This is a genomic window from Geobacillus sp. 47C-IIb (assembly GCF_014679705.1).
GTDB lineage: Bacteria > Bacillota > Bacilli > Bacillales > Anoxybacillaceae > Geobacillus > Geobacillus thermodenitrificans.
In genome coordinates, this window is sequence record NZ_CP061473.1 from 1,606,800 (window position 1) to 1,622,180 (window position 15,381).

Annotated in this window: 12 protein-coding genes and 1 pseudogene; 3 read left to right on the plus strand and 10 right to left on the minus strand. The window is 51.0% G+C overall.

The genetic code is table 11. The features are described 5' to 3' along the window. Positions 1–317 precede the first annotated feature (317 nt). Both IC804_RS08220 and IC804_RS08225 read right to left on the minus strand, forming a co-directional pair. Positions 318–1,859, minus strand: a complete 1,542-nt coding sequence (locus IC804_RS08220) for an AraC family transcriptional regulator (protein ID WP_008880402.1) — start codon at positions 1,857–1,859, stop codon at positions 318–320. A 3-nt stretch (positions 1,860–1,862) separates the two neighbouring features. After that, positions 1,863–3,308, minus strand: coding sequence for a sensor histidine kinase (locus IC804_RS08225; protein ID WP_011888263.1), 1,446 nt, complete (start codon positions 3,306–3,308; stop codon positions 1,863–1,865). Positions 3,309–3,355: 47 nt separating this feature from the next. On the opposite strand from IC804_RS08225, the gene IC804_RS08230 reads away from it, so the two are divergent. Then, positions 3,356–3,529, plus strand: a complete 174-nt coding sequence (locus IC804_RS08230; protein ID WP_190300686.1) for a hypothetical protein — start codon at positions 3,356–3,358, stop codon at positions 3,527–3,529. Between the two features lie 152 nt (positions 3,530–3,681). Here the strand turns inward: IC804_RS08230 and IC804_RS08235 are convergent, their stop codons facing one another. Then, the gene (locus IC804_RS08235) at positions 3,682–4,695 is read right to left on the minus strand and encodes a sugar-binding protein (protein WP_081157466.1); all 1,014 of its coding nucleotides are present in this window, start codon (positions 4,693–4,695) and stop codon (positions 3,682–3,684) included. 106 nt (positions 4,696–4,801) lie between these two features. Then, positions 4,802–5,125 (minus strand): annotated as a pseudogene (locus tag IC804_RS08240) (RNA-guided endonuclease TnpB family protein); the annotation flags it as partial. 168 nt (positions 5,126–5,293) lie between these two features. Here IC804_RS08240 and IC804_RS08245 point away from each other — a divergent pair. Then, on the plus strand, positions 5,294–6,730 hold the full coding sequence (locus tag IC804_RS08245) for a DDE-type integrase/transposase/recombinase (protein ID WP_081157677.1): 1,437 nt from the start codon (positions 5,294–5,296) through the stop codon (positions 6,728–6,730). Positions 6,731–7,113: 383 nt separating this feature from the next. Here the strand turns inward: IC804_RS08245 and IC804_RS08250 are convergent, their stop codons facing one another. From IC804_RS08250 to IC804_RS08260, 3 genes are all read right to left on the minus strand, one after another. Then, positions 7,114–8,193 (minus strand): tellurite resistance/C4-dicarboxylate transporter family protein, encoded by a 1,080-nt coding sequence (locus IC804_RS08250; RefSeq protein WP_029761395.1) that lies wholly within the window; start codon positions 8,191–8,193, stop codon positions 7,114–7,116. Between the two features lie 235 nt (positions 8,194–8,428). Further along, on the minus strand, positions 8,429–8,755 hold the full coding sequence (locus IC804_RS08255; RefSeq protein ID WP_011888267.1) for a hypothetical protein: 327 nt from the start codon (positions 8,753–8,755) through the stop codon (positions 8,429–8,431). Between the two features lie 5 nt (positions 8,756–8,760). Continuing rightward, positions 8,761–10,104 (minus strand): 6-phospho-beta-glucosidase, encoded by a 1,344-nt coding sequence (locus tag IC804_RS08260; RefSeq protein ID WP_081157543.1) that lies wholly within the window; start codon positions 10,102–10,104, stop codon positions 8,761–8,763. A gap of 246 nt (positions 10,105–10,350) precedes the next feature. Here IC804_RS08260 and IC804_RS08265 point away from each other — a divergent pair, with 246 nt between their 5' ends. Next, the gene (locus IC804_RS08265; RefSeq protein ID WP_008880419.1) at positions 10,351–11,139 is read left to right on the plus strand and encodes a MurR/RpiR family transcriptional regulator; all 789 of its coding nucleotides are present in this window, start codon (positions 10,351–10,353) and stop codon (positions 11,137–11,139) included. On the opposite strand, the gene IC804_RS08270 is transcribed toward IC804_RS08265, so the two are convergent. The 3 genes from IC804_RS08270 to IC804_RS08280 form a co-directional block, all read right to left on the minus strand. After that, positions 11,111–12,547: a glycoside hydrolase family 1 protein gene (locus IC804_RS08270; RefSeq protein WP_008880420.1), complete on the minus strand. Its 1,437-nt coding sequence runs from the start codon at positions 12,545–12,547 to the stop codon at positions 11,111–11,113. The two genes, IC804_RS08265 and IC804_RS08270, sit on opposite strands and share 29 nt — an antisense overlap. Before the next feature lie 407 nt (positions 12,548–12,954). After that, positions 12,955–14,322, minus strand: coding sequence for an FAD-binding oxidoreductase (locus tag IC804_RS08275; protein WP_008880421.1), 1,368 nt, complete (start codon positions 14,320–14,322; stop codon positions 12,955–12,957). Between the two features lie 81 nt (positions 14,323–14,403). Further along, entirely contained in the window at positions 14,404–15,381 is a 978-nt protein-coding gene (locus IC804_RS08280) for an alpha-ketoacid dehydrogenase subunit beta (RefSeq protein ID WP_008880422.1), read from the minus strand.

A 15,381-nucleotide genomic window follows, 5' to 3' on the forward strand; every position in this document is an offset into this window, starting at 1 on the left:
TCATGCGCCACTAGTCTGATTACGACTTGATTCCTTCACTTTTTTGCGTTTTTCTTCACTTTTTTGTTGTAGGGAAAAAAGAAAAGCGGCTTGTCCATATTCCTCATTTTTAGCGCAGAAGCCTCTTGTTTCTACATTAGAATGTACGTGGTGGAGCGTTGACAAGGTACAGGTCACGACAGCTGCCTCATCGGCATCCATTCTTGTCAAGCTGTTTGTAGCTTAGCAGGGGAATCACCGGTCGCACAACATCAAAAAAGCCCGCCCAGTCGGGAGGCGAGCCAATGTTTTGTTGGAGATGGGTGAGGCTGCATCGGCTACCGCCTCTGCAGTTTTTTTCGGTATTCGCTCGGCGACCAGCCCGTTTGTTTTTTAAACACGCGGCTGAAATAGTTCGGATCGTTGTAGCCAACGGAAAAGCATATTTCTTTTAAACTAAAATCGGTGCGAACGAGCGCTTCTTTTGCCCGCTCGATGCGCACGTTCGTCACATAGTCAATAAACGTGACGCCAAACTGTTCTTTGAACAGTTTACTGAAGTAGTACGGGCTCATCCCAGCATGTTCGGCCACTTCTTCAAGCGTCAGAGGCTCGGCATAATGACGGTCAATGTACTCTTTCGCCTTGCCGAGTTTGCCGTGGGCATGCTGGTGGCGCCAAACCTCAAGATCCGTAGCAATGCGGTCCAATTCATCCAACACGGCCTGCTGCAACTCAGCCGCCGACCGACAAGAAGTAAACGAAGCGATCCGCTCGTAGCGAATCCCAAGTTCAGATAAACGGCGCCCAATCCATATCAATGCCTCTTCCGCCTTGCGAACAGCAGACGGCAGTGAGTAGGATGAGGTCAGTTCCTTGATATACGTTCGACACACCAACCGCGCTTGCTCGATATCACCAAGGCGCAATGACTCAAACAGCTGTTGATCCCGTTCCGCCGCCCTACTAGCGTACATCGCCTCTGCGGGCGGAAATCCAACTTGCGCTTTTTGCCGTTCTGCATAATAGCGCACAGCCGACAACGCCTCATAGTATGAAGAACGAAGCTGATCCAAGCGCGAAACAGGGGAGCCAAGTCCGATATACAGCGCGGCACCGTACCGAGCGGAAAACTGCCGCGTCAAATCGAATGCCAATGTTTGAATAGTGGGCTTCCAAGCCAACTCACCATCATCGGGGCTTTGGAAAAACAAAATCGGCAGGCGCCCATTCCCCATCCGTCCCATTATATAGCGCACTGGCGCACGCTCATCCAGCTGTTTGTCGAGCCATGATTTCCATTCATCGACCTTCCCCTTATCAGGAAACTGAAGGACAATAAACATTCCTGTCGCTAGCGAAAACGGCAGCAGCTCCTTCCACCGTTCCCACTCATCAGCCGATACGTCTTCCGTCATCAGGACGGACAGCCATTCGCTTTCCACCAGTGTCTGCAACCGGCGAAGCTGCTCCTGCAGCTGGCGGTTGCTCTCTTCATGTCGCCGTTTCGCCGCTACGGCTTGACTGACCCGTTCTAAAGCTGAAATCACCTCCTCCTTCCGGCTCGGTTTCAATAAATACTCTTTGACCCCAAAGCGCATCGCTTGTTTTGCATAGTCGAACAAATCAAACGCCGACACAATAATGAACTCGATATCGAGGCCGTCGCGGCGAATGGCTTCAATCGCTTGCAGTCCGTCAAGAGCGGGCATTTTGATGTCAATCAGCATGATATCTGGACGATAACGCTTGGCGATCTCGACCGCCTCGCGCCCGTTGGCACCCTCCGCCACCACTTCCATCTCGGGTAGATGGTCGCGAATCATTTTGCAAAGCGCCTTGCGCTCCAATGCTTCATCATCGACGATCACCACATTCATCGCTCATCCCTCCTTCGTCCATTTGGGCAACCGCAGCCGGATAGTCGTTCCTCTCCCCGGCGCCGACTCGATATCTACCACATCGGTGACGCCATAAAACAATTGCAAGCGGCGAATGACATTGCGCAAACCGATGCCGGTCGAATGGCCGCGCCCTTCCTCGCGGCGCGATTCCCTCTCTTCCCCGCGAATGAACGCCTCAAATTCCGTTTTCACTTGCTCGTCCATTCCGACTCCATTGTCGCGCACTTCCACGATCACCCGGCTCTCTCCTTCGGCAATCGACACCGTCAGTTCCGCCCCTTGTTCATATGATTCGATGCCATGAATGAACGCATTTTCAATCAGCGGTTGCAACGTCAAAGGCGGAAGCCGCTGGCCAAGACAAGACGGCTCTGCCTCAAGAGAAAACTTGATCCGGTCAAAAAAGCGCGTTTGCTGAATGAAAAAATATTCGCGAGCAACGCGCACCTCATCGGCAAGCGTCACCGTCCGCTGCAAATCGCCCAGATTGTAGCGTAAAATCGCTGCCACTGCCTCAATCAGCCGCGATGTTTGTGGGGCGTCCTCCAAATACGCCATCTTCGCGACCGTATTCAACGTATTGAACAAAAAGTGCGGGTTGATTTGGCTTTGCAAACTTTTAAGCTCCAGCTCCTTCACAAGCCGGTCGAGCTCGGCTTTTTGTTTCATTTCTGCAATCAGCTGTTTTAAATTGCGGCGCATGTCATTAAAGGTGATCGTGAGCAGCCGCAGTTCATCATTCGTTGTCGGATTTACATCTGGCCCATCGAGCCGTCCGGCGCCGATCTCTCGGGCTACATGTGCAAGCTGGATGATCGGCCTCGTCAAACTGCCGGAGAAAAACACAGCAAGAAGCACACCGAAGCAAAGCGTTGTCGCAAACAACCCCATTCCCATATACCGGAAATAGTGGTTACGCTGTTCGACTTCATCGTACCGTCGTTGATAAGCCGTTAACTCATCATCAATTAAGTTTAACGTTTCTTCCTGCAAAAAAAGGGCAATATTCATCGTTTCATGCAGATGGGATGAGTACAAGCTAATATTTCCGGCCTGAAAATGGTAGACCGTGAGCGCTGCTTCCTCTAACAAACTTTCGATCATATGTTCATAGTTTTCTGCTGCCAACCGGTCAGACAATATCGGCAAGATAGCACCAACTTGGCGGCGGTGTTGTTGCAGCCAGTGTACCTCCTGCTCATAGGCGCGCGCGTATCGCCCCTCTTTTTCCGATACATACGCATTCAGCTGCTCCATCAACCGGTTTGTCCGTTGCGACACTTCATTCAGCAACAACAATCGGCGCATCCGGCGATCATAATCACTCATCATCTCTTCACTAGTTTGATATAAAAGAAACACCGCTCCATTTAACAAAAGCAAAAAAACGGTAAAACAAAGCAACATCTTTGTGCGGATGTTCATCCTAGCTTCCCCCCGCTGTCACCAGCGCTTTGTTGTCTACATCATCTTTGTACCGCTTCAAGTCAAACTTTCTCGGACATCAAGTTGATCCAACCAATGAAGACATCGCCGCGTTCAAGCCGGGCGTATTCGAACACGAAGGACATCCATTTTTCATCATACGTCCTCACTGTTTCGGCGGCATTCGTCCGCCTTCTGCCGATTTCAGCCCGTCCTACTAGACTGATTGATGGAATAGAACATCTCGTTTCACAGCAATGTTCCCCAAACGGAAAAGCCTTTTTACATCAGCTTCTCGTTGCACACAATGACCGTTCGCTCAAGGAAAACACTGGTTTTCACCGGCCTTCTACAGAAGCCGCAGATGCCAGTGTCATGGTGTCTTGACCTCATAATTGCGCGCCGGGCGCAGCGGTAAATCTTCTTTCCGAATGACTTTCGTCTCTGTGTTCGTTATAGCCGGCACATCATGTCCAGCAACGATGTCGGCCATCATTTTCACCGCTCGGTACCCCATTTCATACGGTTCTTGGACAACTGTCGCTTCAATCGTCCCTTTTTGCAAATACTCGATCGTCTCCGGCAGCGTGTCAAATCCGATAATATACGTTTCCTGCTCCCTGTGAAATTGTTCTACCACTCGGGCAATACCGATCGCATCAAGAGCACTCGTACCATAAAAGGCGTTGACTTCCGGGTGCTTTTTCAAAATCGTGTATGTCTTTTCAGCCGCTTGCACTCTTGTGATATGCGACTCCTCGACCGCCACGATGCGAATCCGTTTCTCATTCTTCACCGCATCACGAAACCCGCGCACCCGTTGCTGTTGGTGAACCGCGGTCAAACTGCCGGTAATGATAGCGACATTCACCATCCCCTGCGTATCTTCGACCAGCGCCCGGCCGGCGATAAATCCAGCGTAGTAGTTGTCTGTTCCAATATAGCCGACACGCCGGCTCGTTGGGGCATCAGTATCAATGGTCAACACCGGGATATTCTTGTCGACAATTTCGTTAATCACCGGAACAAATTCCACTTCCGTCAGTCCTTGGGTGATGATCCCATCAACCTTCGCTGCCGCCGCCTTTTTCAAAATGCGCAAGTGTTCATCAATATTTGCCTGCCGCGGTCCGATATATTCGAGGTCAACATCAAGTTCTCTTGCTGCTGCTTTCGCCCCTTTTTCAACGAGCCGCCAATAATCATTGTCAAGCTCCTCCGGTACGAGTACGAAATGATACGTATCCTTCGCTTTAGCGAGCGTCTTTTCTTCTCCCACCCCCGAATACATATACACATTCCACGCACAATAGGTAGTTAAGGAAGCGCTTCCAATAAACAAGGAGATACCGCCTGCATAAAATAGCCGTTTCCACCACCGACGCATGTTCGACTCCCCCCATCGTTCCCCATTCACACGGAATCTATGTTTACGTGCAATCCATTCCCTTACCGCTATTGTACACAAATACACTGGTTTTTGGTCGTCTACTTCTTTTAAGATATTTTGCAAGACTGATCGCTTTATAATCATCTTTTCCTTGTTTCGCCAAATCGAAGGAAGACTGAAAAGCCTCATTGACCTTTTTCAAAATTTGTTGTGCTATATTGCTATTTAACAACTTATGGTTTTCATTCGTTTTCACAAGGCGACAGTTTTTTCCATCATTTAGAAATTCTTTATGCTCAAAATAGTATTGCCGGACATTGTATAAGCCTGCGTTATACAGATTCTTAGCAATACGACATAGTTCTCCAAGAGTTAAGCATTCTTCTTTCGTTAAGCCATTGAATTGCTGTTTAATGCAGAAATACATTTTTCACCTCCTTATCTCTTCACGGTATTGTCAAAAGTTTATCCTCCACACTCACTGTTTTTCATTGAGTTTCAACGGTGAGAATAAAAAAAGCTTGCCACCCCCGTTGTTTTAGGCCATCATTGAGGTAACCCCACACCCAACACCCAAAACAAAGGAGTGACAAGCTTGTTACCTCAATTATTAGCCTATTTGCTCGAAATAATCAAGTCCCAACATCAAATCATTGTCTATTTAATTGGTGCCTTATTAGGAAAATCCTTAAGCCGCAAAGACATGGACGAACCGGTTCGAAAACCGTACCGAAAACTTCAAGTCGATGACCTTCCCATCATCGATGTCCCAGAAACACTCGACTACCGGCAGCTTTTAGCCGACTACGAAGCCCGGCACGGCCGTCCGTTGCCGCCGATCCAACGCCGGGACAACGCTAAACACCGTGTTCCGGATTCGTTGACGTGTCCCCGTTGCCAGGCGCCGTCATCCTACCTGTACACCAACAACGGCGGAAAAGGGCAGTACCAATGCAAAGTGTGCCAATGCCGGTTCAACCATCGAAATCGGTTCAAAAAGCAAGCGGTCTTTCGTTGCCCGCACTGCTTCCAAACGCTTGAGAAAATCAAAGAACGCAAGGACTACTACATCTACAAATGCAAGAACAACGACTGCCCGTTTTACCAAAAGAACCTTCGCCGGATGAGCCAAAAAGAACGCCAACGGTTCCAGCAGAACCCTCAAGCCTTCAAGGTGCGGTATCTGTTCCGTGAGTTTTTGTTTGACTTTCAACCATTGGCCCCATCGTCGCCGAAAAAGCCAAAGGTCGATTTGTCTCGTCTGGCGGTGTCGTCGCACACCCTCGGACTCGTGTTGACGTACTACGTTAACTATGGGATGTCCTCCAGACAGACAGCCGGAATCATGAAGGATGTGCATGGCGTGTCGATCTCCCATCAGACGGTACTCAACTACGCCAATAGCGTCGCGCTCATGATTCAGCCATTTGTCGACCAGTTCCCGTACGAGCTGTCCGGCTCGTTCTGTGGGGATGAGACGTATATTCGCGTGAAAGGACGCTGGCATTACCTGTTTTTTATGTTTGATGCCGTGAAAAAAGTGGTGTTGTCGTATCGCGTCTCGCCCCACCGGGATGCGTTGTCGGCCATCCGGGCCATCGATGACGTCCTGCGAAAGCTGTCGTCCATCCCGGACGATTTGTCGTTCGTCGTCGACGGCAATCCCATTTACCTGCTGGCGCAGCACTTTTTTGCCCAGCACGGGATTCCGTTTGACGTCCGCCAAGTGATCGGACTGACCAATGAGGATCCGGTGTCCGAAGAGTTCCGCGCGCTCAAACAAATCATCGAGCGATTCAACCGGACGTTTAAAGGCAACTATCGGCCGACTCACGGATTTGGCGCGGAAGAAGGATCGGTCTCCTTTGTCACGCTGTTTGTGGCGTATTTCAACTTCCTGCGCCCGCACGGTGCACTCGAAGGCCGGGTTCCTGTCGTCATCCCGGAGCTCGCCGATCTGCCCCATATGCCGGCCCGGTGGACGAAGCTGATCGCCATGGCTCAAGATTTCCTCCAACAAGAGGCAGCCTAACTTTTTTGTCCGCCGGAGCCCATGGATCAGAAGAACAGCCGGATTCGGCGAAGCGAACCCTTGACCAACCGAACCTCGTCAAAGGTAAAATTCGGTAAGGGCAAGGGCGGTTTTCCTATGCCCTCTTTTTTGTCCCCGTCGCCCTTGACGTCCCTTTCACACCTTTGGCGGGTGTTGGTCAAGGGCGAATCCGGCTCCAAGGATGCCTTACGATGCTCCATGGGATGGCGGATGTGGAGTTTTCATAAAACTTTTGACGCTACCCTCTTCACATTATCCTTTGTTTTCAGTGATTCATTCCCCACTTACTTCGCTAGGTGGAAGTGGGAGTTTTCTCGCTTGATTTTGATAAAAAATACGGAAGGGCCTTCTTCTGCCCTCCCTTACCTTTTTCTCGTCCGTTGCCACAACGAGCTACTCTCCTCTCCCCTCTGTTGGCGAAAACTCGCATACAAATGGTGAATCAACCCAAGGAACACCATCAACCATGCCGTCATCGCCACGTACACCATGAAACGAGGGATCACCTGCAAAAAAGGAAGGCTTAACGCCTTGGATAATTGATACGTACTCGTGGTATACATGGCAAGCGGGAACGCCATCCCCCAAAACTGCGGATCGTATTTCAGTGGATAATGATGATATAAATGACGCCAAATCATCAAAATGAACAGAAGCGGAATCCACCATGTCCCGGTAATCCAGAAAAACAGAGTAAATCCTTTCAAAAACGGAAGCAATTCGCTAAGAAACGACCAATTGTCTACATGAAGCATAAGTGTAGAACCGGCCAGCGTCGTGATCGCTACCGCTCCCATATTGATCCAATACGGCGGCGTTAACGCCGCAAACTTTAATTCGACGAACGTAAACCGGTAGAAAATAAGGGTAATAATGTTTAAATACAACATACATCCAAGCAAATACATGCATAATGCGACAAACAGGACAATTTCCCGCCCATTCTCGACGTAGGGCGAAAGCAACGTGCCGAGAACGGAAATCGACTGTGTCGCTACCGCCGCTATCAGCCATGCACCGTTAATTCCTTCTGACAACGTCGGTTTGTTTTTTCGCACCGTAACAGCGGTGAAAAAGGTATACATGATCACAAGCCAAAGGAAAATAGCCAAAAACCATAAATACAAGGCAGGTTCAGGGTGATGAGCCACGATGATGAGCTGACTGCCAAATACACACGTTCCAGCGACTAAGGTAAAAAACCCAGGGCCAAGCGTATGGCTCGTTAAATCTTTCACAAACCTAGAAGTAAAGAACGCAAGGCGATAGAGCGTCAACCCCCATAAAATGGTATATACCACTATGTTGAAATAAAGCAATCCGGTAGAAACGACATGCATATCAAGCAAAAACGTGGCGATCGACAAAGCCCCTGTCGCCATCACAAGTGCAAAATAGCCAGGAAATAAGTTCATCGACATATTTTTCACATAGCGAATCATCTTCTTCCCCCTTGCTCTTGACCCATCCTGACACGTCTCCCTCTCTATCACTTTCTCCCCATCCCCAACGGGTCTATATTTGCTTTCTTATTTTCATTGTATTCCAAATCAGCAAAAGAAACAAAGCGACGCCGCATTTCACTACAAGGATAGAAAAAACGATGATTCAAAAATGTCTCCCGAAACAGATCACGCCGTTTCGAAAAAGCTCCTCCCCTTCATCCTTTCCATTTCTCTACCGCTTCGCCTTGTTGAGCTCCAAGTGAATGAGCATGCGCAAACTTTCTTTTTTCACTTCCGCACACTTTCTTTCATTATCCCCCATTTTGCTTAACGAACGGCGGCCGATGGGGTGTCGTGGGAATGCACTGATGCTATAGCTGTTTACGCAGTTCAACAGTGAGAAAGCGAAAATCAATCCTATTAAAAATGGAAATTGGGGCGCAAACGAGGACGATTCATCACGGATGGCGTCATAGGGAAAGAGGGCGAATGGAAGAATACGACGGTGTTCAACGATAAAGCCGCCAACGACGGGCGGCTTTGTCAATCGCTTTTCCAAACGATTTAGTTTCCAGCTACTGTTTTGGCCTGTTTAAAAAACTGCGGCAAATGTTCTTTATGCGCTTCGAGCATTTCATCCAAAATTTGTTTGGCCACCGTATCAGAAGGAACAAGCGGGTTGATCGTCATGGCGACTAACGCCGTTTGGTAATCACCGGTGACGGCGGCTTCAGCGGCAACACGCTCGAACGATTTAATTTGCTGAACGAGTCCGCGCACCGCAACCGGCAAGTCACCGACAGCGATCGGTTTCGGTCCTTCTTTCGTAATGACACAGTTGACCTCGACAGCCGATTCCGACGGAATGCTGGCGATGGCACCGTTATTTCTTGTGTTGACCGGTTGGATGTCACGCTTGTCATTGTAAATCGAACTAATCAAGCTGCAGGCAGCGTCGCTGTAGTACGCCCCACCACGCTGTTCGAGCTGCGGCGGCTTGATGGCCAAGTTCGGGTCTTTGTACAGCTCAAATAGTTCTTTTTCAAGCTGCTGTACGACTTCGGCGCGCGTTCCTTTCGTTTTCGCCGCTTCGAGCTCCTCAGCCAACATTTTGTCCGTTTGGAAGTAGTACCGGTGGTACGGACATGGCAACACCTTCAACCCTTTCAAAAAGTCCGATTCCCAGCCGAGGTCGACGATATTTTTCATCGTTACCCCGGAACGATCCGGATTGGCAACGAGGTCGATCACCTTCTCAGTTATCTCGACACCGTCTAGATAGACGTGCAAGCCAAAGACCATATGGTTCAGCCCGGCAAAATCGATGTGCACGCGGTCGGCATCAACACCAAGCAGCTTCGCGACACCCATGTGCATGCCAATCGGTACGTTGCACAAACCGACCACTTTATCGCGCTTCGTATAACGTAAAACCGCTTCTGTCACCATCCCCGCTGGGTTCGTGAAGTTAATGAGCCACGCCTCCGGGCATAACTCTTCCATATCGCGGATGATATCCAAAATAACCGGGATCGTCCGCAACCCTTTAAACAAGCCGCCGGGGCCGTTCGTCTCCTGACCGATCACCCCGTATTTCAGCGGGATGCGCTCATCTTTCGCCCGTGCCTCTAGGCCGCCGACACGAAATTGCGTCGTAACAAAGTCTGCTCCTTCCAAGGCCCGGCGGCGGTCTAGTGTCAAATGAATCTCAATCGGCACACCGGCTTTTTCGACCATCCGCTTGGCGAGGGCGCCGACAATCTCGAGCTTCTCTTTCCCTTCCGGAACGTCAACCAACCATAGCTCCCCGACCGGCAGTTCGTGATAACGTTTAATCAACCCCTCGACTAACTCTGGGGTATAACTTGACCCGCCACCGATCGTCGCAATTTTCAATCGTTTTTCCATACTCCTCTTCCCCTTTCGCCCTGTTAGGCATGATATAATGAACGTACGTGCGAATCGTTGACATTGGCCGTCCAATCGTCCTTCTTCCCAGCCATCGCGCGTCCCACCCTAGAAGGCTGGTGGCTGAATCGACCATGCAGCTCCGCAACGGAGTTGCTTAGGGAAACCTTGTCCTCCGCTGTGCCCAGCAAACTGCTGAGCATGGAGGAAGTTTTTCACCACTCTTTTCGAAAGCGAGGGAGCCCGATGTTTACCCCCGAACAAATCGCCCAGTTTTCCGAGTTGGATTATGCCATCTACGATTATGTGGTCAAACATCCTCATGAAGTCGCTTACATGCGCATTCGCGAGCTTGCCGAGGCTGTCCATGTCTCGCCACCGACTGTGCTCCGTTTTTGCAAGAAGGTCGGCTGCGATGGGTTCAGCGAGTTCAAAACGAAATGGAAGCTACACTTGCGGGAAAACGAACGAACGTCGATCATCAGCAGCCAAGAAGCATTAAGAGAATTTTTTGAGCGGACATTAACGGCTGATTACGAGCGAACCATTCTGGATGCCGCCACCGTGATTGCCCGGGCCGATCACGTCATTTTTGTCGGCTCAGGCAGCTCCGGTATTTTGGCCGAATACGGCTCGCGTTATTTTTCCGCGTTTCAAAAGTTTTCTGTTTACATTAAAGACCCGTTTTTCCCGATTTACGGCCATTATTTTACCAACTGTGTCGTCATCGCCTTGTCGGTGTCCGGCGAAACACAGCACACGCTCGCTCAAGTGCACCGTTTTAAGGAAAAAGGCGGCACGATCATCAGCATCACAAATCGAAAACATTGTTCACTCGCTAACATCTCCGACTACAACTTGACATACTACGCCACCGCCGAGCGAATGGGACAGACAGACGTGACGACACAGCTACCGGTCGTTTATTTGCTTGAGCGGCTCGCGAAGGAAATGTATCGGTTACTGCCGACGCAGACTGACCGAGGCCGAACGGTCGGTGACAAAGCTACAACTCGGCACCGTTCGTCGCAATAACCCGTTGATACCAATAAAAGCTTTTCTTTTTGATGCGGCGTAAATCTTTTTCCGATTCATCATCACGGTTGACGTACACAAATCCGTACCGTTTTTGGTAACCGTTCAGCCAGCTGAGCAAATCGGTGAACGACCAAGTACAGTAACCGAGCACGTCAACACCATCCGTGATGGCGCGTTGAATTTCTTGAATATGGCGGCGCAAGTAGTCAATTCGATAATCGTCATTCACGATATCGCCTGGTTCTAGCGTATCGAACTCACCTAAGCCGTTTTCTGTGATCAAAATCGGCAACCGGTAACGGTTCGCAATGCGGCGGAGGCCAATATGCAAGCCAACCGGATCAATCGCCCAATCCCAGTTCGTCGTATCGAGATGCGGGTTGCGCACTGTTTTAAACAGTCCAGGAATGCCGCTTGAGGTTGATGTCCCTTTTTTTCCTGTCGTATTCATCACACCTTCGCTGACGCCATCTAGTGGATTATGCTCAACGGTCGTAGTTTGGTAATAGTTGACTCCCATAAAGTCCGGCTTCGCCGCTTGGAGCAGTTCCCAATCGCCCGGCGCCACCGTCGGCTCTAGCCCTTGCGATTCAAGATAGTTCCAAGCCACCTGTGGGTACGTTCCCCATGCATACACATCCATCCACCAATGGTTTTGGAATTCTTCCGCGTTTTCAAAAGCGAGTATATTTTCCGGGCGGCTGTCGCACGGATACATTGGCGAGTAGGCAAAGCTCGGCCCGATTTTTCCATCAGGCACATAATGACGGAACGATTGAATCACCTTCGCATTTGCCAAATTAGCGATATGGTTCGCCTCATACATGCGTTTCATGTCTTTTACGCCCGGCGGATGCAAGCCAAGCCGATAGCCCAAAGAAATGAAAATGTTTTGTTCATTGAGTGTCACCCAATATTTGACCCGGTCGCCAAACCGTTGAAACAATGTCACAGCATACCGGTCAAAATCATCAATGATGCGCCGCGACTCCCATGCCCCATAGGCATCCATCAATGCTTGCGGCACGTCCCAATGGTACAACGTCACAATCGGCTCGATCCCATGTTTTTGCAGCTCCTCAATCAAGCGATCGTAAAAATCGAGCCCTTTTTCATTGATGTCCCCATTTCCATCAGGAAACACTCGGCTCCACGCCACCGAAAACCGATACGCTTTCAACCCCATTTCCGCCATCAACGCCACATCTTCTTTGTAGCGATGATAATGATCGACCGCGACGTCGCCGTTTGTCCCCTTAAACGTTCGGCCCGGCTGCTTGGCAAACACATCCCATACCGATAACCCTTTTCCATCTTCGTTCCACGCTCCCTCGACTTGATATGCGGCCGATGCCGCACCCCATAAAAACTCGGGCGGGAACGGTTTGAGATGACGATGCTCCATTCAGATCGTCTCCTTTCCCACAACAAACACCGGCGATGAATCGTTCTATCACCAATAAACCGCGTTTGACGAAAAAAGTAAAGGGCGCGGCGGCTTTTTGTAACGAGACGAACACGAAAAACAATTGTTTCTTCGTAGTAACAAGTTGTTACAAAAAGGATAGGAAAAGCAAGCGCGCCGTATGCAAAAACCAGCCATGCAGAACGTTTCCATAAAATCAGTGAAATGCGAGAAACGGCACTCTCTATTCCTGTAGGGAAACACAAGAAGAAAAAGGTGCTCCGTTCCGTTGAGAGCACCCTTTTCCTCATAAAAGACGGTCTCCGCTTCCTCTTAATCATCCAACTTATGTTTTTGAGAAATATCGCTATCAAACTAATCAATCGAGCCGCCATACGGACGAAGCGTTACGGCAAAAAGATTTTCCCCGGGTTGAGAATGCCGTTTGGGTCAAACAATTGTTTCAGCCGCTTCATCCATAATACTGCATCGCCCTTTTCTTCTCGCAAAAACGCTCGCTTGCCGATACCGATGCCGTGCTCACCTGTACACGTACCACCGCGAGACAGAGCGTAGCGAACGATATGGGTGTGCACATGCTCGATTCGCTTCATCTCTTCAGCATCATTTGGGTCAAAGGCAAGCACCGTATGGTAATTGCCGTCACCGACATGGCCAAAAATAGCGGCAGTCATGTTGTGTTCATTAACAAGCCGACGTGTATCTGCAATCGCCCCGGGCAGTTCGGACAGCGGCACGCACACATCAGTCGAGAGCATCGCCTTGCCCGGATACGCGGCTTGAATGGCGAACGCCGCGTGATGGCGCGCTTCCCAAAGCTGCGCACGGGCGAGCGAGTCGGTTTCGATCACAAACGAAACTGCTCCCTCCGCTTCGCACAGTTCTTTGACGAGTTCCGCCCCGTCATCTACGCTCGAACGGCTGCCGCTCAATTCGATAAACAGCGTCGGCTTTACCGGATAATCGGTCTTTTTGTACGCGTTGACAGCTGCGACCGTCGCCTCATCCACGAGTTCAATTTTCCCTGGTCCAACGCCAGCTTTTAACACGGCAAACGCCGCTTGCGCTGCCGCCTCAAGCGACGGAAAACCGACTTTGATGGCCGTCGTCGCCTCCGGAATGCCGTGCAGCCGGACGATGAGGCGGGTGAAAATCCCGAGCGTCCCTTCGGATCCGACGAACAAACCGGTCAAGTCATAGCCAGCAGATGATTTCACCGCCAAGCTACCGGTTTGAATGACTGAACCGTCGGCAAGCACCACTTCGAGCCCGAGCACTTGTTCCCGCATGACGCCATATTTTACACAGTTCGTTCCGCTTGCATTCGTTGCCGCCATGCCGCCGATCGTCGCATCTGCCCCCGGGTCGACCGGGAAAAACAGTCCGTACGGTTTGAGCGCTTGGTTAAGCTGCAAGCGCGTCACCCCTGGCTCGACAATGGCGAGAAAATCGTTGGGGCGGATGTCGATGATGTTGTTCATCCGTGTCACATCGAGGCTAATGCCGCCTTCGACCGGAATGATATGCCCTTCTAAGCTCGTGCCGGCGCCAAACGGCGTCACGGGGATGCGGTGTTCGTTCGCAAACGCTAATACCCGGCTCACTTCCTCGGCCGTTTTCGGAAAGACGACGACATCCGGTTTGTGCGGCTCATGGTAGGCGATACCTTTGCTATGGTGTTCAAGCACCGTCTCGTTTCTGCTCACCCGTTCACGGTCGCCGATCAACTCAAGCAGTGATTCGTACACGTTCATCGTTCTCCCCCTTATCACTGGGATACAACAGCCGCACCATTCCCCTTTCAATTGTCGAGCACGCCGTGCGGCATGTTTTGATTAGTAGCGCATCAACGTCTCGATTCCTTCCACAATGCGGGCAGGGTTGGGCAACCAGTCGTCCTCGACCGACGGCACCGGGTATGGCGTATCGTAACCGGCGATGCGCACGATTGGGGCCGAAAGGGAAAAGAGCGCCCGCTCGCTGATGAGCGCCGCCACTTCCGCGCCAAACCCGCTCGTTTTTACCGCTTCATGGACGATCATCACCCGCCCTGTTTTTTCGACGGAGGCAATGATCGTGTCGATATCGAGCGGCTGGAGACAGCGCAGGTCGATTACTTCCGCGTCAACGCCTCTCATTCGCATCTCGTCGGCGAGTTTCGCGACAAGCGGCACCGTCGCCCCCCATGTGAGAATCGTTACATCGTCACCCTCCTTCACGATGCGCGCCTGGCCGAGCGGAATCGTGTAAGGTTCTTCCGGCACTTCCATACGGAACGCCCGGTACAGCTTCATCGGCTCGAAAAACAGCACCGGATCATCGTCACGAATGGCGGAAATCAACAGCCCTTTTGCATCGTACGGATTGGACGGCATGACGACTTTTAAGCCAGGCGAATGGGTAAACAGCGCCTCCAACGCATCAGAGTGCAGCTCTGGCGTCCGTACCCCACCACCGTATGGGCTGCGCACGACGATCGGGCATGAAAACCGACCGCCGGAGCGGAAGCGGATGCGCGCCGCCTGCGCGGCGAGCTGGTCCATCGCTTGGTACACAAACCCAAGAAACTGGATCTCGGCAATCGGCCGCATACCATTGATTGCCAATCCGATCGACGTGCCGATAATGCCGGATTCAGCCAGCGGTGTATCAAACACGCGCCCGGAGCCAAACTGCTCAAGCAGCCCGTCCGTCGCCCGGAAGACGCCGCCGTTTTCGCCGACATCTTCTCCAAGCACGATGACGCGCGAATTACGCTCCATCTCCTGGCGCATCGCTTCATTGATTGCTTCGATCATCGTTAATTCCGCCAT

Bases quoted from the DNA above. Each gene is read 5' to 3' on its own strand.
- IC804_RS08220 (WP_008880402.1), bottom strand. From the start codon at position 1,859: ATGAATGTGGTGATCGTCGATGATGAAGCATTGGAGCGCAAGGCGCTT.
- IC804_RS08225 (WP_011888263.1), bottom strand. From the start codon at position 3,308: ATGAACATCCGCACAAAGATGTTGCTTTGTTTTACCGTTTTTTTGCTT.
- IC804_RS08235 (WP_081157466.1), bottom strand. From the start codon at position 4,695: ATGCGTCGGTGGTGGAAACGGCTATTTTATGCAGGCGGTATCTCCTTG.
- IC804_RS08250 (WP_029761395.1), bottom strand. From the start codon at position 8,193: ATGATTCGCTATGTGAAAAATATGTCGATGAACTTATTTCCTGGCTAT.
- IC804_RS08260 (WP_081157543.1), bottom strand. From the start codon at position 10,104: ATGGAAAAACGATTGAAAATTGCGACGATCGGTGGCGGGTCAAGTTAT.
- IC804_RS08265 (WP_008880419.1), top strand. From the start codon at position 10,351: ATGTTTACCCCCGAACAAATCGCCCAGTTTTCCGAGTTGGATTATGCC.
- IC804_RS08270 (WP_008880420.1), bottom strand. From the start codon at position 12,547: ATGGAGCATCGTCATCTCAAACCGTTCCCGCCCGAGTTTTTATGGGGT.
- IC804_RS08275 (WP_008880421.1), bottom strand. From the start codon at position 14,322: ATGAACGTGTACGAATCACTGCTTGAGTTGATCGGCGACCGTGAACGG.
- IC804_RS08280 (WP_008880422.1), bottom strand. From the start codon at position 15,381: ATGGCGGAATTAACGATGATCGAAGCAATCAATGAAGCGATGCGCCAG.